Below are 19,896 nucleotides of genomic sequence, written 5' to 3'. Positions count from 1 at the left end.
TCCCGTGAATTTCGACGAATACTGCCTGCAAAAGGCGGCCCCTCCAGGATCGAGCACCTACTACGCGCTGCGCCAGGCGAGCGCCGCGCAGCAGCCGCTGCTCGCCGCCCTCTTCGCGCTGCGCCGCGAACTCGAAGAGACCGCCAAGGAAACCAGCGATCCGACCGTCGGGCGCACCAAGCTCGCCTGGTGGCAGAAGGAACTGGCCGCGCTCGCCGCGGGCAACCCCGCGCATCCGGTCACGAAAGCGCTCGCGCAGCACGCGGGCGACGTGGCCAGCCTGTATCCGTTACTCCAGCCGTTGCTCGCCGGCTTCGAAATGGATTTCGAGCAGGCTCGCTATCTCGACTTGCCGAATCTGCGCCGCTACATGGATGGCGTGGGCGGCACCTTCGCGACGCTCGTGGCTCAGGTTGGCGCACGCACGGATGAAGAGCGCGCAGCCGTCGCGCAGTGGGCGACGCCGCTGGGCAATGCGCTGATGCTCGCGCAATTCGTGCCCGAGATCGGCAACGACGCGCGTCACGGCCGCATCTATATTCCGATCGACGAATTGCAGCGCTACAACGTCACGGCCGCCGATCTGATCAATCGTCGCTACAGCGCCGAATTCACCGAACTCATGCAGTTCCAGATCGGACGCGCGCGCGAAGCGGTGAACGCGGCGCTCGCCGCCATCTCGCCGGGCGAGCGGCGTCATCAACGCACGCTACGCGCGCTCGCGGCGCTCGAACTCGCATTGCTCGACGAAGTGGAACGCGAGCAATTCCAGGTGCTGCATCAGCAGATCGTGCTCACGCCGATCCGCAAGCTCTGGATCGCGTGGCGCGCGGCGCGGCGCGGCTGATTCACGCGTTCTTCAGGCGCGCAGTAAAGGCAGCGGTTCAAAACGCTGTTGCAGCACCGCTGTCGCGTCGAGTCCCCACCAGTTGCCCAGCACCGTCGCGTAGATCTGCCGGAAGTCGACCGCGACCGGCAGATTGCCATTGCCGTCGAGTCGCGCGAGTTGCGGCGCCTCGCCGTACAAGCCGCCCGCCACCCGTCCGCCCGCCACGAAATGCGCGCATGCCGTGCCGTGATCGGTGCCGCGGCTCTGGTTCTCGCGCACGCGGCGGCCAAACTCCGCGTAAGTGACGATCATCGTGCGATCCCAGCGCCCCATCTCGCCGAGCGCCGAACGCATCGCCACCATGCCCGCCGCGAACTGACGCAGCAGATCCGCGTGACGCTCGGGCTGGTTCTGATGCGTATCGAAACCGTTTAGCGTGAGGCGGATCACCGCCACGCCCTGCCCGGCCACCGGCGCCCCCTGCACGGTATCTCCCGACGCCAGCGCCTGCATCGCGGTCTTGATCGACGCACCGAACGCCCCATTGGGAAACGCTGTCTTCAACACGTATTGCCCGGGACGCGGACGCAGTTGATCGGCGGCATGCACGATGTCGTTCTCGACGTCGAGGATGTGCGCGAGCGCCGGATTGCGCTCCTTGAGCGCGACCGGCGTAACGAGCCGCGAGGCGCGCGCGAACTGCGCCGGATTGACGAGCGCGATGGCGCGCGCGCCATTCGCCAGCGGCCCCATCTCGGCGCTGCCGAGCACGAGGCCGTCGGCGGCAAAACCCTTCGGCACCGGTGCATTCGCGAAAGCACGCGTGAGCCAGCCTTCGCGCAGATACTGATCGGAGCGCGAGGCCGTGTCCCAGATCTCGATCGAGCGGAAATGCGACAGGTTCGGCTGCGCGTAACTCACGCCCTGCACGATCGCGAGTTCGTGTGCGCGCCACATCGGCATCAGCGGCGCGAGCGCGGGATGCAATGCGGTGTGCTCGTCGAGCTGGATCACATCGCCACGGCGCACGCCGATGGTCGGCCGATAGCTCGCGTAGAGCGGGTCCGCGTATGGCACGACGGTGTTCAGTCCGTCGTTGCCGCCCTTGAGTTCGACGAGGATCAGCAGATTCTCGTAACCACTCGCACGCGGCTGCGCGGGCATTCCGGTGGCCGGCATTCCGGTGCCCTGCGCCCATGCCGCTTCGGGTAGCCACGTCGCGCCCGCGGCCGTCATTGCGGCCGCTGCGGCCAGGAAGTCGCGTCGCTTCATGCCATGCCTCGTTGAGTCCATGCGGCGCGCAGCCGCTCGTGTCGTGGGGAGATCATCGCTTTATGCTTCGCTTTGCGCTTCATTTCAACTGATACACGGGATCCATCAGGAGTGCCTGGAGATAAGCCTCGGCACTGCTGCCAGGCGCGACCGCATCGACAGGGGCAAGCGGCAATACCGCGTGCTGCATCTGCAACTGCGCCGAGAGACCCGGCACCGTGTCGGCGCCAAGGCCATAGCGGCCGAGCCAGCCGTCCAGATCGAAATGCATGGCGGCGGCCGTCGGTCGCGCAGCGGGCTTTGCCGCACCACTCGCCGGCAGGGTCGCAGCGGCTTTCGTCATCGCGCCGCCCATCGGCGGGTGCACCGTCCCGGTCGCGCGAAACAGTTGCTCGACAAACTGCTTGCGCGCCAGCAACGTCGAGCTATTGATCCACGTCGCGCCACCGGGCCAGCCCTTCACATTGGGTGGATAAAACAGATTCTCGCCGAGCGACGCCGACGTGCGTGCGAACTGCGCCGTGTTCGCGTACGTGACCTCGAAACGCCGCACCGTACCGGCAATGAACTCGACCGGCGAACTCACCAGCACGCCGCGATTGCGTTCGTCCCAGAAAGCCGGCGTGGCCAGCAGCGCGCGCAACGCCGTCTTGACGTCGTAGCCGCTCGAACGAAAATGCGCGGCCACGATATCGAGCTGTTCCGGGTCGGGCGTGTCCGAGACAAACTCGCGCCAGAGTTTCGCCGAGACGAAATGCGCCGTCTGCGGCTCACCGAGCAGAATATCGAGCACTGCGTCGCCATCAAATGTGCCGGCATGGCCCAGCACGATCTTGATGCCGTCGTCGTGCTGCTGTGGGCGCCAGTCGAAGCGCGAGGAATCGGGTTCGACGCTCCAGCCTGTGTAAGCACGCGCCGCCTCGGAGACGTCGCGCTGCGTGTACTGCCCTTCCCCGAGCGTAAAAAGCTCCATCACTTCGCGCGCGAAATTCTCGTTGGGCTTGCCCTTGCGGTTGCTCGCGCCGTCGAGATAAAGCAGCATCGCCGGATCTTTTGCGACGTCATGCAGCATCGCCGCGAAACTGCCGAGCGCGTGACGCCTCAGGAGCGCATTTTGCTGCGCCATCAGTTGCGGCTCGGCGACCTTGTCCTGGCCTGACGTGAAATGGTTATGCCAGAAGAGCGTCATGTGCTCGGTGAGCGGCGACGGCGTCGTGAGGATTTCGCGCATCCACCAGGCGCGCAAGTCGTCGTAATCCTGACTGCGCCTGCGTTGCTCGTCACGGCGCTGATCCTGCGTCAGCGCGTTGCGCTGCGCGCGGGTCAAGGGCGTGTCGTTAGTCCACGCCGGTAGCGGCGTCACGGCTTCGGTGCGCGCCGTCGAGAGCACGCGCTCAACAGCCGCTTCGCGCGTGAGGCCGACATAGGGCGCGACATCAGCGGGTGCAGGCGCAAAGCCCGTGCGGATCAACAGATGCGTGGCGTCGTCGGCGTCGAGTAGATCGGCATCGGCTTGATCCGCCGCCGCAGCAGCGCTCGCCGCCCGATGATGATGCGCGCGATGGCCTGGCGTTGCGGATTGCGCAACCGCTTGCACGCTCGCCAGCGCGGACGAAGCGACGCCCAACGCAGCAAGGCGCTCCGACGAGACAGGCACGAATCGCATAAACCGTTTCATGGCAGACATGGGATCGAGGCGGGCATGAGCCGATCGCGCATCCGTAGAAGATGAATGTAGCGGCTTAACGGACGGCCCGGCACGCTTGTTGACCGCAGATTTGCAACGGAATTTTTCCTTGCCGCCTTACGTTACCTACAAAGCGGTTGCATGCGGTGCGCAGCATTGGAGCTAAAACGCAAGCAACGTCTCGAAGGAAATTGACGGTAAGACTGGAAATGAATCGCAGTGCATCGGTCGACACACGCAAGGGACAACAGCGCAAGCGCGGCGATCTGCAGAAAGATTCAGCGCTTGTAGAGTTCGCGCACGGCGTCTTCGATGTGCTGGCGCAGCAGACGCCGCTCGTCGGGCGTCATGTGGCCGTCGCGGCGGCGCTCATCGAGATCGGGGGGAACGGCGGGACGCTGGTTGAGGTCAGAGGCAGGACGCGGCGGTTGATCGTTGCGCACGCGCCGGATCGGCGGCCTGCCCGGGTAGCGGCTGCCCGCATGAGGGCCGTCGGCGAAGGTTTGCGCATGGATGGGCGCCGCCTCCAATGCCGCCACGACGCCGCTGGCCAACGCCAGTGCGATCACGGTGTGGCGCATTGTCGGGCCGACCCCTCCCATCGTTTTGTTCCCTTCTTGACGCGGCAAACGGCTACCTCGAATACATGTGGACCCGGCTCTGACACGGGCACTGGTTCGAAAATCGAATGAAGTATCCACCGAATGGCCGCTAAACGTAAAGAAGTCTATCTGTCAGTGCTTGCTGACGTGGCACAGGGCGGGTAAATTTTGTAACTGACTGTAACCTGTTAATCGGTGCAATCTCGCACCGTAACTCAATCGCGCTAAGATGCCAGGCATGGAAACCAAGAACCCGTCCAAAATTCTCGTTGTCGACGACGACCCGCGACTGCGCGACCTGCTGCGCCGCTACCTCGGCGAGCAGGGCTTTAACGTCTATGTCGCAGAAAATGCGCCCGCCATGAACAAGCTGTGGGTGCGCGAACGCTTCGACCTGCTCGTGCTCGACCTGATGCTGCCGGGCGAAGACGGTCTGTCGATCTGCCGTCGCCTGCGCGGCAGCAACGACCGCACGCCGATCATCATGCTCACCGCCAAGGGCGAAGACGTGGATCGCATCGTGGGCCTCGAAATGGGCGCCGACGACTACCTCCCGAAACCCTTCAATCCGCGCGAACTGGTCGCGCGCATTCACGCCGTGCTGCGCCGCCAGGCGCCGTCCGAACTGCCGGGCGCGCCTTCGGAAACCACCGAAGTATTCGAGTTCGGCGAATTCGCCCTGAATCTCGCCACCCGCACGCTCACCAAGGCCGGCCAGGAAATTCCGCTCACCACGGGCGAATTCTCGGTGCTCAAGGTGTTCGCGCGTCATCCGCGCCAGCCGCTCTCGCGCGAAAAGCTCATGGAACTCGCACGCGGGCGCGAATACGAAGTGTTCGACCGCAGCCTCGACGTGCAGATCTCGCGTCTGCGCAAGCTGATCGAGCCGGATCCGGGCAGCCCGCGTTTCATCCAGACGGTCTGGGGCCTCGGCTACGTGTTCATCCCCGACGGCGCCGCCTGATCCCTGATGTCTTTGGGTATCTGTCTGCCTGCCCGGCCTTTGTCGATGGGAAGGGTCCATGCGCATTGACCGGCGTCTCCTGACGCTCGCGTTCGGCGACCTGTTCTGGCGCACCTTCCTGCTGATCGCGCTGCTCATCGCGGTCAGCCTCGCGGCATGGTTCCAGAGCTTTCGTGTGATCGAGCGCGAGCCGCGCGCGCAGCGCGTGGCGCTGCAGCTCGTCGCCGTGGTCAAGCTCACGCGCACGGCCCTGCTCTATTCCGATCCCGATCTGCGGCGCGCGCTGCTGCAGGATCTGGAGAGCAACGAGGGCGTGCGCGTCTATCCGCGCGAAACCACCGACAAGTACAAACTGCAGCCCGACGAATCGCTCAATCGTCTGATCGAGCATGACATTCGCGGCCGGCTGGGCGACGACACCGTCATCGCCCAGTCCGTGAACGACATTCCCGGCGTGTGGATCAGCTTCAAGATCGACGACGACGATTACTGGGTCGCGCTCGACCGCGACCAGCTCGACAACGTCACCGGCCTGCAGTGGGTCGGATGGGGCGTGTCCGCGCTCGCGCTGTCGCTGTTCGGCGCGGCCTTCATCACGAGTCTCGTGAACCGGCCGTTTGCGCGGCTGGCCATGTCGGCGCGCATGGTGGGCTCGGGGCAATCGCCCGCGCCCTTGCCCGAAAGCGGCATGGGCGTGGCCGCCGAAACCAATCGCTCGTTCAACCAGATGGTGCGCGACCTCGATCAACTGGAGGCCGACCGGGCCCTGATGCTCGCGGGCATCTCGCACGACCTGCGCACGCCGCTCGCGCGGCTGCGGCTGGAAACCGAGATGAGTCCGTCCGATCAGGCGACCAAGGACGCGATGGTCGACGACATCGAGCAGATGGACATGATCATCGGCCGCTTCCTCGACTATGCGCGGCCCGTGCAGCGCATGCCCGAGCGCGTCGATCTTTCCGTGATCGCAAGCGAAATGGCCGCGCGCATGGCGGGCGAGGACGGCGTGCGTCTCATCACGCGCCTCGCACCCACGGCCGTGATCGAAGCCGACGATACCGACGTGCGCCGCATCGTCGGCAATCTGATCGAAAACGCGCGCAAATATGGGGCGAGCGAATCGGACGGCATTCCTCACATCATGCTGGAAACGCGCGTCTCGCATTCGCGCGTGGAGCTGTCCGTGGTCGACGAAGGTCCCGGCATCCCCGAGGACCAGCTTGCGCTCGTCACGCGGCCTTTCTACCGCGTCGACAGCGCCCGCACCCAGGCCAACGGCACGGGCCTCGGCATGGCCATCGTGCAGCGCCTCGTGGGCCGCTATCGCGGTGCGCTGCGCCTGCGCAATCGCGCGCCCGGCCCCGGCCTCGAAGTGACCATCGAGTTTCCGCTCGCCAAGGGCGCCTGAGCGTCACAGCGTCACGGGCCGCACGCCCTCCCCCCTTCGACACGACCACGCTGCGGTGCAGGCTCGCAGCGTGCGTTGTCGTCCCCTGCCACAATCGCAAGGAATAGAACCCAGTTTCGTGATCAAGGAGCGACGCCATGAAAACCGTCGGCGACAAACTGGCCGCCTTCACCGTCACGGCCGCGAAGCCCGGCTTCAATCATCCTGAAGAAAACGGCGAATCGGCCTTCCTCGAAATCACCGAGCAGACTTTTTCGGACAAGTGGAAAGTCATCTACTTCTATCCGAAGGATTTCACCGTGATCTGTCCGACCGAGATCGTCGCGTTCGCCCAGTTGCACAAGGAATTCGAGGACCGCAGCACGGTGCTGATGGGCGGCAGTTGCGACAACGAATACGTGAAGCTCGCCTGGCGGCGCGAGAACCATGAACTCGACCGCCTGAATCACTACTCCTTCGGCGACGTGAAGGGCGAGTTGATCGATCAGCTCGGCATTCGCGACAAGGAAGCGGGCGTGGCGCTGCGCGCGACCTTTATCGTCGATCCGGATAACACCATTCAGCACGTGTCCGTGAACAGCCTCAACGTAGGGCGCAGCGCAATCGAGGTGCTGCGCGTGCTCGACGGACTGCAAACCGGCGAGCTCTGCCCGGGCGGGCGCGAAATCGGCGGCGCCACCTTCTAGCGCTACTCAGCGCCTGCCTGGATCTGGCCCGCGGCCGTGCGCGCCGGCAGACGGTTGCGGATCGCGGCCGTCAGCGGCGCCTTCCACTCCAGCACGCGCTTTTCCAGCAGTTGCCACGAGAGATGCGCGAGCAGCACGGCCAGCGCGAACTGCAATACGAGCGGCAGCAGGTCTTGTGCGAACGGCGGCAAGTGCAGCCGCACGTAGAGCGCGGGTGCCTCGCCCAGTCGCGACGGCACGAGATTGTGGAACAGATAAAAGCCGTAGCTGACGGTACCGAGATACGCGAGCGGCCGCAGCTCCAGCGCCGCGACCAGCGCGCTGTCCTGCCGGCGCACGATCCACAGGAACACCGCCCCCAGCGAAAGCGCAAGACCGATATCGAGCAGGCCCGGCATCACGGCGCGTTGCATCGCCTCGCAACTCACGCAATCGGCACGTGCGAACGCGAACACGCCCAGACACGCAAGCGCCAGCGCGCACCATAGCGCGGCGGGCAAGCGCCCCGTCACCTGCACGCGCTCGCCGCCGATCGCCAGCGCTCCGCCAAGCGCGAGCAAGGCGAAATTCCACGGCGAGAACGCATAGACCAGCGGCTCGATCGCGCCGCCCGCATAGAGCCCGAGATGCACGAGCGCCGCAGCGCCAATCAAGCCGATGCACATGCCCAGATGACGCGAGGCGCGCGCGAATAGCAGCGCGAACGGCGCAATCAGATAGAACTGCTGCTCGACCGCCAGGCTCCAGAAATGCGATACCGTCCCCGGCCAACCGTCGTGCACGATCCCGATCCAGAAATTGGACAGGAATACGAAATGCCAGGCGAGGCCCAATTCGACATCGCGCTGATAGAAGAACGCATGCGCGATCGTCAGCGCGATAAGCAGCAGGTAGTAGACCGGGAAGATGCGCAGCGCGCGCTTGACGAAGAAAACGTAGAGCACGGCGTCACGCCGCGCGGCATGCTGCTCGATGCGCAGACGATTGCGATGCAGCTCGCCGATGATCAGATAGCCGCTGATCAGGAAGAAGAGCCATACGCCGATCTTGCCGGCATCGATGATTTCGACGTGCGCCTTGTGGGAGAGAAACACCAGCATCACGGCCAGCGCCCGGAGTCCGTCGAGGCCTTTTACGCGTCTTTCGAGTCCCGTCATTGCCCTTTCCGCTTCCGGTTACGCTTTGAGCATAAGGGGAAAAAAGCGGAAATAAATCGGCAAGAAAAAGCAAGGCGGTGATTGCAGATGCAACCACCGCCCAGACAAGAAGAGCGGGCATGGGCCCTGCTCTTCCCATTCGACATTTGCGAGGCACGACGCTTGCGCGCCACGCTGAGGAATGCAGAAAGGCCCTTGTTTCAAGACCTGAAATGCAATATCAGGCGCGCGTGATCAGCACGGCCGCCTGCGCTTCGATGCCTTCGCTGCGACCCAGATAGCCGAGTTTTTCGTTGGTCTTTGCCTTCACGTTCACGCGATCGAGCGGCAGTTTGAGGTCTTCCGCGATACAGGCGCGCATGGCGTCGATATGCGGCGAGAGCTTGGGCGCCTGGGCGATCACGGTGCTATCGACATTGATCAGCGTGAAGCCGGCTTCCTCGACGCGGCGCAGGCATTCGCGCAGCAACACGCGGCTATTGGCGCCGTAGAACTGCTTGTCGGTATCCGGGAAGTGACGGCCGATGTCGCCGAGCGCCGCGGCGCCGAAAAGCGCGTCGGTGATGGCGTGCAGCAGCACGTCCGCGTCCGAGTGGCCGAGCAGCCCGCGGTCGTAGGGCACCGTCACGCCGCCGATGACAAGCGGGCGTCCCGCCACGAGCGCGTGCACGTCGTAGCCTTGTCCGATTCTGATGTCCATGTGTGGGTTTTCCGTGTGGGTTGCTTGGGGCGCTATCAATTCGGCGCGCTTTATTGGCACGCCTGGTTTGCGGCGCTGAGAATGGCTTCGGCAAGCGCGAAGTCTTCAGGGTACGTCACCTTGAAATTGCGCAGGCTGCCCTGCACGAGGCGCGGCGAATGGCCAAGCCATTCGATGGCGCTGGCCTCGTCGGTGAGATCGTGCCCTTCCCGCTGGGCGCGCTCGATCGCGCCGCGCAGCATGCCGATGCGGAACATCTGCGGCGTCTGGGCCTGCCAGAGGCCGTCGCGCGATTCGGTGCGCGCGATGCGCGGGCCGCCCGGTACGTTATGGGGCGCGACGCGCTTGAGCGTATCGGCCACGGGCAGCGCCATGATGCCGCCGACCGGATCGTCCTTGAGCGCATCGACGAGCGAGCGGATCAGCGCGGGCGTGATGCCGGGGCGCGCGGCGTCGTGCACGAGCACCCAGTCGTCGTCGGTGGCGCCGAATTCGGCGAGCGCGACGAGGCCGTTGTAGACCGACGCCTGGCGCGAGGCCCCGCCGGTGCGCCGTACCGCGAAGCGCAGGCCGCCGAAGCGGCGCGCGTCGAAGTGGCTATCGTCGGGAGAAATGACGACCAGGGTCTGGGTGAATTCGCTGCAGGCGTCGAACGCCGCGAGCGTATAGTGCAGGAGATCGTGCCCCGCAACCGTGCGGTATTGCTTGGGCAGGGACGATCCCGAACGGCTGCCGGTACCGGCGCAGGGAATCAGGGCAAATAGGCGTGAGGTCACGGTGTCGCGAGCCGCATGAGTCAAAGTAAAGGACGGATTTTATAATAGGTCCCTTGCCCGCACGCCCAAGCTCCGCAAGCAGTACCCGATGGCGCGCGCAACGGGCACGCCGGCAGCCAGTCGACAGGCCGCGCGAAAGCAGCGCCAACGCCATGCCAGAGCGGCACGCAGGCACAATGGCGACGCTGCACGCGCTTTTCGAATGGCTGTCTTGAATCACGCTGTTTTGACCACAGCTTCGTCCGGATCGCATGCACCGAGGCGGTGCTCGCGGTGCTGCCTTCATCGATGCACGCCGCCCGCCACGCCCGAGGCCAACCTGTTGCCCCTATGTCCGAAATCGCCGCATCCTCGAAGTCCCCGTCCGCTTCACCGGTCGCCGTCGTCAAGCCGGGGCAGCGCTATGCGTTCGACGGCACGCACGGCTCGTCCGACGCGCTCCTGATCGCCCGTTACCGCGAGGCCGCGCGCGGCAGCGGCACGACCGCCCCGCTGCTGGCGGTGATCTGCGCCAGCGCCGTGGACGCCCAGCGTCTCGCCCAGGAAATCCCGTTCTTCGCGCCCGAAGCACGTGTGCGCCTGCTGCCCGACTGGGAAACGCTGCCTTACGACACGTTCTCGCCGCATCAGGATCTCGTTTCCGAGCGCCTGGCGACGCTGCACGATCTCGGCGAAGGGCGTTGCGACATCCTGCTCGTGCCGGCCACCACGGCGCTTTACCGCATGCCGCCGGCCTCGTTCCTCGCGGCCTATACATTCTCGTTCTCGCAAGGCGAGCGGCTCGACGAAGCCAGACTCAAGTCGCAGCTCACGCTGGCCGGCTACGAGCACGTGAGCCAGGTCATGCGGCCCGGCGAATACTGCGTGCGCGGCTCGCTGATCGACCTGTTTCCGATGGGTTCGCCGCTGCCCTACCGTCTCGACCTGTTCGACGATCAGGTCGATTCGATCCGCGCCTTCGACCCGGACAGCCAGCGCAGCCTCTATCCGGTCAAGGAAGTGCGCCTGCTGCCGGGCCGCGAGTTCCCGTTCGACGAAGCCTCGCGCACGGCGTTTCGCAGCCGCTGGCGCGAAGTGTTCGAGGGCGACCCGAGCCGCGCGACCATCTACAAGGACATCGGCAACGGCGTGCCGTCGGCGGGCATCGAGTACTATCTGCCGCTCTTTTTCGAAGAGACAGCCACGCTGTTCCACTATCTGCCGCAGAACGCGCAACTGGTGTTCTCGGGCGATCTGGACACGTCGATCCGCCGCTTCACCGCCGACACGAAGCAACGCCACAACTTCCTCGCGCACGATCGCGAGCGCCCGATCCTGGAGCCGCAGCGCCTCTTCCTGACCGACGAGGACTTCTTCACGCTCGCCAAGCCGTTTGCGCGCCTCGTGCTGCCCGCCGCAAGCGCGGGCGGCTGGGCCACGCCGCTGCCCACACTCGCGATCGACCGTCACGCCGACGACCCGCTCGCGGCGCTGCGCGGCTATCTCGACACCACGAAAAACCGTGTGCTGTTCGCGGTCGAATCGGCGGGACGACGCGAGACCATCGCGCAACTGCTCGCCGATAACCACTTGCGCCCGACCTCGGCGGACAGCTTCGAGGACTGGCTCACCGGCGACGAGCGCTTCGTGCTGGGCGTAGCGCCGCTTTCGACGGGCTTCGCGCTGCCCGGCGAAGCGCTGACGATCATCACCGAAACCGAGCTGTACGGTCCGCTCTCGCGCCGCGCGGGACGCCGCCGCCAGGAACAGGCGAGCAACGTCGATTCGATGGTCCGCGATCTTTCCGAGCTGAAAGTGGGCGATCCGGTCGTGCACGCGCAGCACGGCATCGGCCGCTATCACGGCCTCGTGACGATGGACCTCGGCGAAGGTGACACCGAGTTCCTGCACCTCGAATACGCGAACGGCAGCAAGCTCTACGTGCCGGTTTCGCAACTGCATGTGATTTCGCGCTATAGCGGCGCCGATCCGGACAGCGCGCCGCTGCACGCGCTCGGTTCGGGCCAGTGGGAAAAGGCACGCCGCAAGGCCGCGCAGCAGATCCGCGACACCGCCGCCGAGCTTTTGAATCTCTACGCGCGCCGCGCCGCGCGCGAGGGCCACGCGTTCGCGCTCGAACCGAAGGACTACGTGAAGTTCGCCGAGAGCTTCGGCTTCGAGGAAACGCCGGATCAGGCGGCGGCGATCGCCGCCGTGATCGGCGACATGACGAGCGGCAAGCCGATGGACCGCCTCGTGTGCGGCGACGTGGGCTTCGGCAAGACCGAAGTCGCGCTGCGCGCGGCCTTCATCGCCGTGATGGGCGGCAAGCAGGTGGCGATCCTCTCGCCCACGACGCTGCTCGCGGAACAGCACACGCAGACTTTTACCGACCGCTTCTCGGAGTGGCCCGTGCGTATCGCCGAACTCTCGCGTTTCAAGAGCGCGAAGGAAGTCAGCACGGCGATCCAGCAGATCAACGAAGGCAGCGTCGATATCGTCATCGGCACGCACAAGCTGCTGTCGTCCGATGTGCAGTTCAAGCGCCTGGGCCTCGTGATCATCGACGAGGAACACCGTTTTGGCGTGCGCCAGAAAGAAGCGCTCAAAGCGTTGCGCGCCGAAGTGGACGTGCTCACGCTCACCGCGACGCCGATCCCGCGTACGCTCGGCATGGCGCTGGAAGGCTTGCGCGACTTCTCCGTGATCGCCACTGCGCCGCAAAAGCGCCTGGCCATCAAGACCTTCGTGCGACGCGAGGAAGACAGCGTGATCCGCGAGGCGATGCTGCGCGAACTCAAGCGTGGCGGCCAGGTGTACTTCCTGCACAACGAAGTCGAGACGATCGAGAACCGCCGCGCGATGCTCGAAGCGCTCGTGCCCGAAGCGCGTATCGCCGTGGCGCACGGCCAGATGCACGAGCGCGAACTCGAAGCCGTGATGCGCGATTTCGTCGCGCAGCGCGCCAACGTGCTGCTCTGTACCACCATCATCGAAACCGGCATCGACGTGCCGACCGCGAACACGATCCTGATCCACCGCTCCGACAAGTTCGGTCTCGCGCAGCTGCACCAGTTGCGCGGCCGCGTCGGGCGCTCGCATCACCAGGCCTACGCGTATCTGCTCGTGCACGACCCGCAAGGGCTCACGAAGCAGGCGCAGCGGCGTCTGGAAGCGATCCAGCAGATGGAGGAACTCGGCTCGGGCTTCTATCTGGCGATGCACGATCTGGAGATTCGCGGCACGGGCGAAGTGCTCGGCGACAAACAGTCGGGCGAGATCCAGGAAATCGGCTTCCAGCTTTATACGGACATGCTCAACGACGCCGTGAAGGCACTCAAGGACGGCCGCGAACCCGATCTGAACGCGCCGCTCGCCGCGACGACCGAGATCAATCTGCACGCGCCCGCCATCCTGCCCGCCGACTACTGCGGCGACGTGCAGGAGCGTCTGTCGCTCTACAAGCGCCTGGCGAACTGCGAGCACGACGATTCGATCGACGGCATCCAGGAAGAGCTGATCGACCGCTTCGGCAAGATGCCGCCGCAGGCACATGCGCTGATCGAAACGCACCGCCTGCGCCTCGCCGCGAAGCCGCTCGGCATCACCAAGATCGACGCGGGCGAAGCGGTGATCGGACTGCAGTTCGTGCCGAATCCGCCGGTCGACGCCATGCGCATCATCGAGATGGTGCAGAAGCACAAGCACGTGAAGCTCGCAGGCCAGGACAAGCTGCGCATCGAAACGCGCAGTCCCGATCTCGCGGTACGCGTGGCGACCGTCAAGGAAACGCTGCGCGCGCTCGGCGCGCCGACGCGGGCGGCGGCTCCGCGCACGTAGTTTCCTCGTCGTTTTCGCGCGGCTTGAACGGATGATCTGACGCTCCAACCGGCGCATCATCCGCGCCCGCAGCATGTTGCAGCGCGCCACGTCCGCGCGCGCTGCAACTTGTTTTCCGGCTTTGGCGAGTCCCACCCTTTTTGGGTAATATGGACAAGACAAGCAAGCCGGAGTCCACCATGAGCATGACCGCTGAAACAGCGCAGTCTTCCCTGCAGTCTTCCAGACCGTCCCCCGCCGCATCCCCCGATCTCCCCGCTTCACTTCCCTGGGTCACCCGCCTCGTGTCGATGGACACGGTCAGCCGCAATCCGAATCTCGGCCTGATCGAAACCGTGCGTGACGATCTGCGCGCGCGCGGCATCGAATCGACGCTCACGTACGGTCGCGACGGCAAATGGGCCAATCTGTTCGCCACGCTGCCCGCGCACGATGGTTCGACCGATGGCGGCATCGTGCTGTCGGGCCACACGGACGTGGTGCCCGTCGATGGCCAGAAGTGGGACAGCGACCCGTTCAAGCCGGAAATCCGCGACGGCCTGCTGTATGGCCGCGGCACCTGCGACATGAAGGGCTTTATCGGCGCGGCGCTCATGCTCGTGCCGGAAATCCAGCAGACGAAGCTTGCAAAACCGCTGCATCTCGCGCTCTCGTTCGACGAGGAAATTGGTTGCGTGGGCGCACCGCTCATGCTCGAGGAACTCGTGAAGCGCGGCGTGAAACCGGAAGGCTGCATCGTGGGCGAACCCACGAGCATGCGGCCCATCGTGGCGCACAAGGGCATCAATACGTACCAGTGCTGCGTGCGCGGTCACGCGGCGCATTCGTCGCTCACGCCGCGCGGCCTGAACGCGATCGAATACGCGGCGCGCCTGATCTGCTACATCCGCGACATGGCCGACGAATTCCGCGCGCAAGGCCCGTTCGACGAGCTGTACGACGTGCCGTTCACGACGGCGCAGACCAGCACGATCGAAGGCGGCAACGCCATCAACACGGTGCCGGCGGAATGCCGCTTTGGATTCGAATTCCGCAATCTGCCGACGCTCGACCCTGATGCGATCTTCGCGCGCATCGAGCAATACGCGCGCGAAACACTGCTGCCGAAGATGCAGCGCGAAGGCGTGGCGGGCGCAAACCCGGCGATCGAGTTCATGAAGATCGCGGCGGCGCCGGGCCTCGACGTCACGGAACAGGCCGCGATCACGCAACTCGTGCGCGCGCTCACCTCGGACCAGACGCGCCGCAAAGTGGCCTACGGCACCGAAGCGGGACTGTTCGCGCGCGCGGGCATTCCGAGCGTGGTGTGCGGTCCCGGCGACATCCAGCAGGCGCACAAGCCGAACGAGTTCGTCTCGCTCGAACAACTTTCGGCGTGCGAAGGTTTCCTGCGCAAGCTTGTGCGCGGCCTGTCGCTCGACGCGCAAACGCGCTAAAGCCGCCGCGCCGCTGCGTTAAAACCAGGCGCCATGTCCACCGGCACGCCGCTGCCCACCGATCACACGATCGACGGCGAAGCGATTCCCTCGCTCGACGACATCGCTTCGCAGCACTTCACGCTCGCGCCGTGGGTGCTGCGCACGCCGGTGTTCGACCGGCACGATCTGCCCTCGCTCGGCGACACGCTCGTCAATTTCAAGTTCGAACTGCTGCAGGCAAGCGGCAGCTTCAAGGTGCGCGGGGCGTTCACGCATCTGCTCGCGCTCGATGCGGCGCAACGCAGCGCGGGCGTGACCTGCGTGTCGGGCGGCAATCATGCGATTGCCGTTGCGTACGCCGCGATGCGCCTGGGCGTGTCCGCGAAGGTCGTGCTATTCCATACGGCGAGCGCGGCGCGTGTGGATCAGTGCCGGCGTCTGGGCGCGGAGATCGTGCGCGCGAGCGACAGCCACGAAGCCTTCGAGATCGTGCGCCACATCGAAGCCGAGGAAGGCCGCTATTTCGTGCATCCTTTCAACGGTTTTCGCACGGTGCTCGGCACGGCGACGCTCGGCTACGAATGGGTGACCCAGTCGCCCGATCTCGACGCGGTGATCGTGCCGATCGGCGGTGGCGGGCTGGCGGCAGGCGTGGCCACGGCGCTGCGTCTCGCGAACCCGCGCATCGCGATCTATGGCGTCGAGCCCGAAGGCGCGGACGCGATGAGCCGCAGCTTCGCGGCCAACCATACGGTGCGCCTGACCCACATGCATACCATCGCCGACTCGCTGATGTCGCCGCACACCGAGCAATACAGCTATACGCTGTGCCGCCGCCATCTCGAAGACATCGTCACGGTCTCCGACGACGAACTGCGCGCGGCCATGCGCGTGCTGTTCGACGAGCTGAAGCTGGCCGTCGAGCCCGCCTGCGCCGCGGCCACGGCGGCGCTCCATGGACCGCTGCGCGACCCTTTGCAGGGCAAACGCGTGGGCATCCTGCTGTGCGGCACCCACACCGATCCACGGCGTTTCACCGAAGACATCACGCTCGCACCGCACGCGTAGCGTTCACCGCTCGCGGGAACGCGACGTGCATTAGTCCGTTTCGCGTTGCGCCGCAATCGGCGAAACGTCAGCCAATGTCAAATCGCTATCGTGTTCCGGGTGCGTTCGCTATCATTGCGCCAATACGTCGTTATCTACCCAGGCCCGTGCCGCCCCCTTCAAGGAGAGCCCATTCATGAGCATGATCAAAGAGTTCAAGGAATTCGCCGTCAAAGGCAATGTGATGGATCTCGCCGTCGGTGTCATCATCGGCGGCGCCTTTTCCAGCATCGTCAACTCCGTCGTGAAAGACCTCATCATGCCGGTGATCGGCGTGGTGACAGGCGGCCTCGACTTCTCGAACATGTTCGTGCGGCTCGGCAATATTCCCCCTTCGTTCAAGGGCAATCCCGATTCGTACAAGGATCTGCAGACCGCAGGCGTCGCCGTGTTCGGCTACGGCTCGTTCATCACGGTGCTGATCAACTTCATCATTCTCGCGTTCATCATCTTTCTGATGGTGAAGTTCATCAACAAGCTGCGCAAGCCCGAGGAAGCGCCCGCAGCCGAACCGGCGCCGACGCCCGAAGACGTGCTGCTGCTGCGCGAGATCCGCGATTCGCTGCAGAACAGCCCGCGCTGAGCGCCTGTTTCGCTGCCCCATTGAAAAAGCCCGCGTCGCCTTCGAGGCACGCGGGCTTTTTTACGTCCGTCTTACGCCGATAAGTCGATAAGTCGATACCGTCGGGCGCTCAGGACGTCGCCGCATTCGGCGCGGAGTTTGATTCATCGCGTTCGACGCGTTGCGCGCGCAGGATCGACGCCTGTTCGATCAGGTGCTCCAGTTGTTCGAAATTAACCGGTTTCGTGAGGTGCGCGGTAAAGCCCGCGTCGAGACTACGGCGCACGTCGTCGTCGGTGCCGAAGCCCGTGAGCGCGATCGCGGGCGCCGCGGACTCCTTGCGGAACGCGCGGATGAAGTCGATACCCGAGCCGTCCGGCAAGCCGATGTCGCTCACCACCAGATCGAAGCGCCGCGTGGCCGTGAGCGCAAGCGCGGCCGCCACACTGGCGGCCACCGCCACGCCATGACCGAGCGCATGGATCAGTTGCGACATCACTTCGGCCGTATCCTCGTGATCCTCGATCAGCAGGATATCGAGCGCGCTGGCCTGATGCGGGCCGCAACGGTCCGCGGGCTGCTCGGCGCCGGTGCCGGGCGTGGCGGTCGGCAGAACGATCGTGAAAGTCGCGCCGCAGTGCGCCCCCGGGCTTTTTGCGCTGACCGTGCCGCCGTGCGCCTCCGTCAGCGCCTTCGTGACCGCAAGGCCCAGACCCAGGCCGCCGAACTGGCGCGTCATGTTGTGGCTGCCCTGTTCGAAGGCATGGAAAAGCTTGCCGATCTGCTCGGGCGCAATGCCGATGCCCGTGTCCTCCACTTCGATCACCACATGCATGCGCTCGTCGCGCGTGCGTACGTAGATGTGACCGCCGTCCGGCGTGAATTTCGCCGCGTTGCGCACGAGATTCCAGAACATCTGCTGCATGCGCGCACGATCGCCACGCACGTAATGATGTTGCGCATGGCGCTCGACGTGCACATCCTGCTGCTTGATCTGGATTTCGCTATGGAACAGTTCCAGCACGGCATCGATCACTTCATGCACGTCGACGGTGTCGAGCATGAGATCGAGCTTGCCGTTGGCCACGCGCGTGAGATCGAGCAGATCGTCGATCAGACGCGCCTCGAGTTCGATATTGCGGCGGATCATCAGCACGCCCGCGCGCGCGGCGTCGGGCAGGCCCGGAATCTGTTCGAGCAAACGCGTGCCGGCCAGCACCGGCGTGAGCGGCGTGCGCAACTCGTGCGACAGCATGGCGAGAAAACGGTCTTTGGCGCGATTGGCCTCTTCCGCCGCCTGCCGCGCGGCCTGCTCGGAAGCCAGCAGCAGTTCGCGCTCTTCGCTCGATTCGCGTTGCGCGTGGATATCGGTGCAACTGCCGAACCACTTGTTGATGCCGCCGCGCGGATCGCGCATCGCCACGATGCGGACATCGAACCATCGCCAGGTGCCGTCGTGGCGGCGGATCCGCAGCTCGTGCCGGTAATCGTTATTGTCGCTGCGCACGGCCTTGAGCCAGGTGTGGCGAATGTCCTCGCGGTCGTCGGGATGCACGGCGTCGAGCCAGGCGAGGCCATGCGATGCCCCCGCGTCGAGACCCGTGTAATCGCGCCACTGCTTCGAAAGGAAATCGCAATCGCCGTCCGCGCCGCAAGTGAAGACGAGATGCGGCAGCGCCTCGGAAAGCGTGCGGTAATGTTCCTCGCGGTCGCGCAACAGCAAGGCCTGGTCGGAAGCGCGCTGCAATGAGACCTGCGAGAGCACGCGCGCCACGGCCTCGGGCAGATAGTCGAGATAGTCGCCCGATTTGGGGACGACATCCGAGACGCCCGCGCGCAGCGCGGCAATCACGCGCGACTCGTCGGTAAAGCCGGTGACGAGGATCGCCGGCACGCGCACGTTGTCCGCGCGCAAGCGGCGGAAAAAGTCGAGCCCGGTCTCCGCGCCATCGAGCTGATAGTCGAGCACGAGCACATCCGGCGTGCGTGCGGCGAGCACGGTGCTCGCTTCGGCCACGCTGCCGCAGGTGTCCACGCGCGCGCCGGCCCGCACGAGCGATTTGCGCGCGAGCCGCAGAATGCCTTCGTCATCGTCGACGACGAGCACATGCGCGCCCGCCAACAGGGTTGCCTCTTCGTTCATGCGCGTCGCATCCCTCGGAGCTGGCTCCAGCTTTGGAGCATGCGCAGTCTGGTCATGATGGTCATGCGTGAATCAATCTCTTTCGCGGATCGGTTCGTGCCGCCGGCACGCCCGAGCGTGTTGTCATTCAGGGACACTCAAGGGCGACTGAAGCGATGTCCCGCCGGCAGCTTGACCACCTGCAGGAAAAAGCCAAGCCGCCGCACCGCCTCGATGAACGCATCATATTCGACGGGCTTCGTGATGTAGACGTTGCAGCCCAGTTCGTAGCAGCGCTCGATCTCGCGCGGATCGTCGGTCGTGGTGAGCACGATCACGGGCACCGAAGCCGTCGCCGGTTCGGCCTTGAGCCGGCGCAGCACCTCGAAGCCGTCCACGCGCGGCATGCGCAGATCGAGCAGAACGACGAAATTCGCCAGATCCTCGCGTGACGGCAAGCCCGGCGCGTTCGCGGCGCCCGGTGCGGATTGCGCAGGTTGGCCGTCCGCACCCGGCGCGCCGAAGAAATAATCGAGCGCGTCCTGGCCGTCGCGAAACCGCAAAAAGCCGTTGGACACGCCTGAGCGGCGCAGGTTGCGCTCGACCAGCGTGGCGTGCCCGTCATCGTCTTCGATCAGAACGATGCTCACGCGCTCACCGGCCAGCGCGGCGCGGTAATCGTCATGCGCGTCGTGCGGCGCGTCGTCCTGAGCGTCGTCCGCGTGGTTCCCCGTGTCTTCCCCGTGCGTCATATGCCGCTCTCCGACCTTCCCTGAAACGTTTTCGA

16 protein-coding genes are annotated in these 19,896 nt (G+C 65.2%); 8 read left to right on the top strand and 8 right to left on the bottom strand.

Translation table 11 applies throughout. The annotated features are described in order from the left end of the window. Positions 1-4 precede the first annotated feature (4 nt). A complete protein-coding gene (locus B0G62_RS08220; protein WP_103703709.1) occupies positions 5-847 on the top strand; it encodes a squalene/phytoene synthase family protein in 843 nt (280 codons plus the stop codon). Positions 848-859: 12 nt separating this feature from the next. Here B0G62_RS08220 and B0G62_RS08215 read toward each other — a convergent pair whose 3' ends face one another. From B0G62_RS08215 to B0G62_RS08205, 3 genes are all read right to left on the bottom strand, one after another. Next, positions 860-2,101, bottom strand: a complete 1,242-nt coding sequence (locus B0G62_RS08215; protein ID WP_103703708.1) for a DUF1501 domain-containing protein — start codon at positions 2,099-2,101, stop codon at positions 860-862. 79 nt (positions 2,102-2,180) lie between these two features. Continuing rightward, positions 2,181-3,767, bottom strand: a complete 1,587-nt coding sequence (locus B0G62_RS08210) for a DUF1800 domain-containing protein (protein ID WP_103703707.1) — start codon at positions 3,765-3,767, stop codon at positions 2,181-2,183. 299 nt (positions 3,768-4,066) lie between these two features. Beyond that, on the bottom strand, positions 4,067-4,369 hold the full coding sequence (locus tag B0G62_RS08205) for a hypothetical protein (protein WP_103703706.1): 303 nt from the start codon (positions 4,367-4,369) through the stop codon (positions 4,067-4,069). Positions 4,370-4,619: 250 nt separating this feature from the next. Here B0G62_RS08205 and ompR point away from each other — a divergent pair, with 250 nt between their 5' ends. The 3 genes from ompR (at position 4,620) to B0G62_RS08190 (ending at position 7,448) form a co-directional block, all read left to right on the top strand. After that, positions 4,620-5,354 carry an osmolarity response regulator transcription factor OmpR gene (gene ompR / locus B0G62_RS08200; protein WP_027814652.1) on the top strand — a complete coding sequence of 245 codons (735 nt, stop codon included), beginning with the start codon at positions 4,620-4,622 and terminating at the stop codon, positions 5,352-5,354. 58 nt (positions 5,355-5,412) lie between these two features. Continuing rightward, positions 5,413-6,762 (top strand): ATP-binding protein, encoded by a 1,350-nt coding sequence (locus tag B0G62_RS08195; protein WP_103703705.1) that lies wholly within the window; start codon positions 5,413-5,415, stop codon positions 6,760-6,762. 137 nt (positions 6,763-6,899) lie between these two features. Continuing rightward, positions 6,900-7,448: a peroxiredoxin gene (locus tag B0G62_RS08190; RefSeq protein ID WP_103703704.1), complete on the top strand. Its 549-nt coding sequence runs from the start codon at positions 6,900-6,902 to the stop codon at positions 7,446-7,448. Between the two features lie 2 nt (positions 7,449-7,450). On the opposite strand, the gene B0G62_RS08185 is transcribed toward B0G62_RS08190, so the two are convergent. The 3 genes from B0G62_RS08185 to ispD form a co-directional block, all read right to left on the bottom strand. Then, entirely contained in the window at positions 7,451-8,605 is a 1,155-nt protein-coding gene (locus tag B0G62_RS08185; protein ID WP_103703703.1) for an acyltransferase family protein, read from the bottom strand. A gap of 220 nt (positions 8,606-8,825) precedes the next feature. Next, positions 8,826-9,305: a 2-C-methyl-D-erythritol 2,4-cyclodiphosphate synthase gene (ispF, locus tag B0G62_RS08180; RefSeq protein WP_103703702.1), complete on the bottom strand. Its 480-nt coding sequence runs from the start codon at positions 9,303-9,305 to the stop codon at positions 8,826-8,828. Between the two features lie 50 nt (positions 9,306-9,355). Continuing rightward, positions 9,356-10,081 (bottom strand): 2-C-methyl-D-erythritol 4-phosphate cytidylyltransferase, encoded by a 726-nt coding sequence (gene ispD, locus B0G62_RS08175; RefSeq protein ID WP_103703701.1) that lies wholly within the window; start codon positions 10,079-10,081, stop codon positions 9,356-9,358. 330 nt (positions 10,082-10,411) lie between these two features. Here ispD and mfd point away from each other — a divergent pair, with 330 nt between their 5' ends. From mfd to mscL, 4 genes are all read left to right on the top strand, one after another. Continuing rightward, positions 10,412-13,900 carry a transcription-repair coupling factor gene (gene mfd, locus B0G62_RS08170; protein WP_103703700.1) on the top strand — a complete coding sequence of 1,163 codons (3,489 nt, stop codon included), beginning with the start codon at positions 10,412-10,414 and terminating at the stop codon, positions 13,898-13,900. Between the two features lie 179 nt (positions 13,901-14,079). Next, positions 14,080-15,336 (top strand): acetylornithine deacetylase, encoded by a 1,257-nt coding sequence (gene argE, locus B0G62_RS08165; protein ID WP_103703699.1) that lies wholly within the window; start codon positions 14,080-14,082, stop codon positions 15,334-15,336. Between the two features lie 33 nt (positions 15,337-15,369). Continuing rightward, on the top strand, positions 15,370-16,386 hold the full coding sequence (locus B0G62_RS08160) for a threonine/serine dehydratase family protein (RefSeq protein ID WP_103703698.1): 1,017 nt from the start codon (positions 15,370-15,372) through the stop codon (positions 16,384-16,386). A 175-nt stretch (positions 16,387-16,561) separates the two neighbouring features. Further along, complete coding sequence (gene mscL / locus B0G62_RS08155; RefSeq protein ID WP_103703697.1) at positions 16,562-17,008, top strand: large conductance mechanosensitive channel protein MscL; 447 nt, start codon at positions 16,562-16,564, stop codon at positions 17,006-17,008. A 109-nt stretch (positions 17,009-17,117) separates the two neighbouring features. On the opposite strand, the gene B0G62_RS08150 is transcribed toward mscL, so the two are convergent. Continuing rightward, on the bottom strand, positions 17,118-19,130 hold the full coding sequence (locus B0G62_RS08150) for a hybrid sensor histidine kinase/response regulator (protein ID WP_103703696.1): 2,013 nt from the start codon (positions 19,128-19,130) through the stop codon (positions 17,118-17,120). 137 nt (positions 19,131-19,267) lie between these two features. Next, positions 19,268-19,861 (bottom strand): response regulator, encoded by a 594-nt coding sequence (locus B0G62_RS08145; protein WP_103703695.1) that lies wholly within the window; start codon positions 19,859-19,861, stop codon positions 19,268-19,270. Between the last annotated feature and the right edge of the window lie 35 nt (positions 19,862-19,896).

Source organism: Paraburkholderia eburnea, from assembly GCF_002917095.1.
Taxonomy (GTDB): Bacteria; Pseudomonadota; Gammaproteobacteria; order Burkholderiales; family Burkholderiaceae; genus Paraburkholderia; species Paraburkholderia eburnea.
This window is presented reverse-complemented; position numbering and strand designations above follow the sequence as displayed.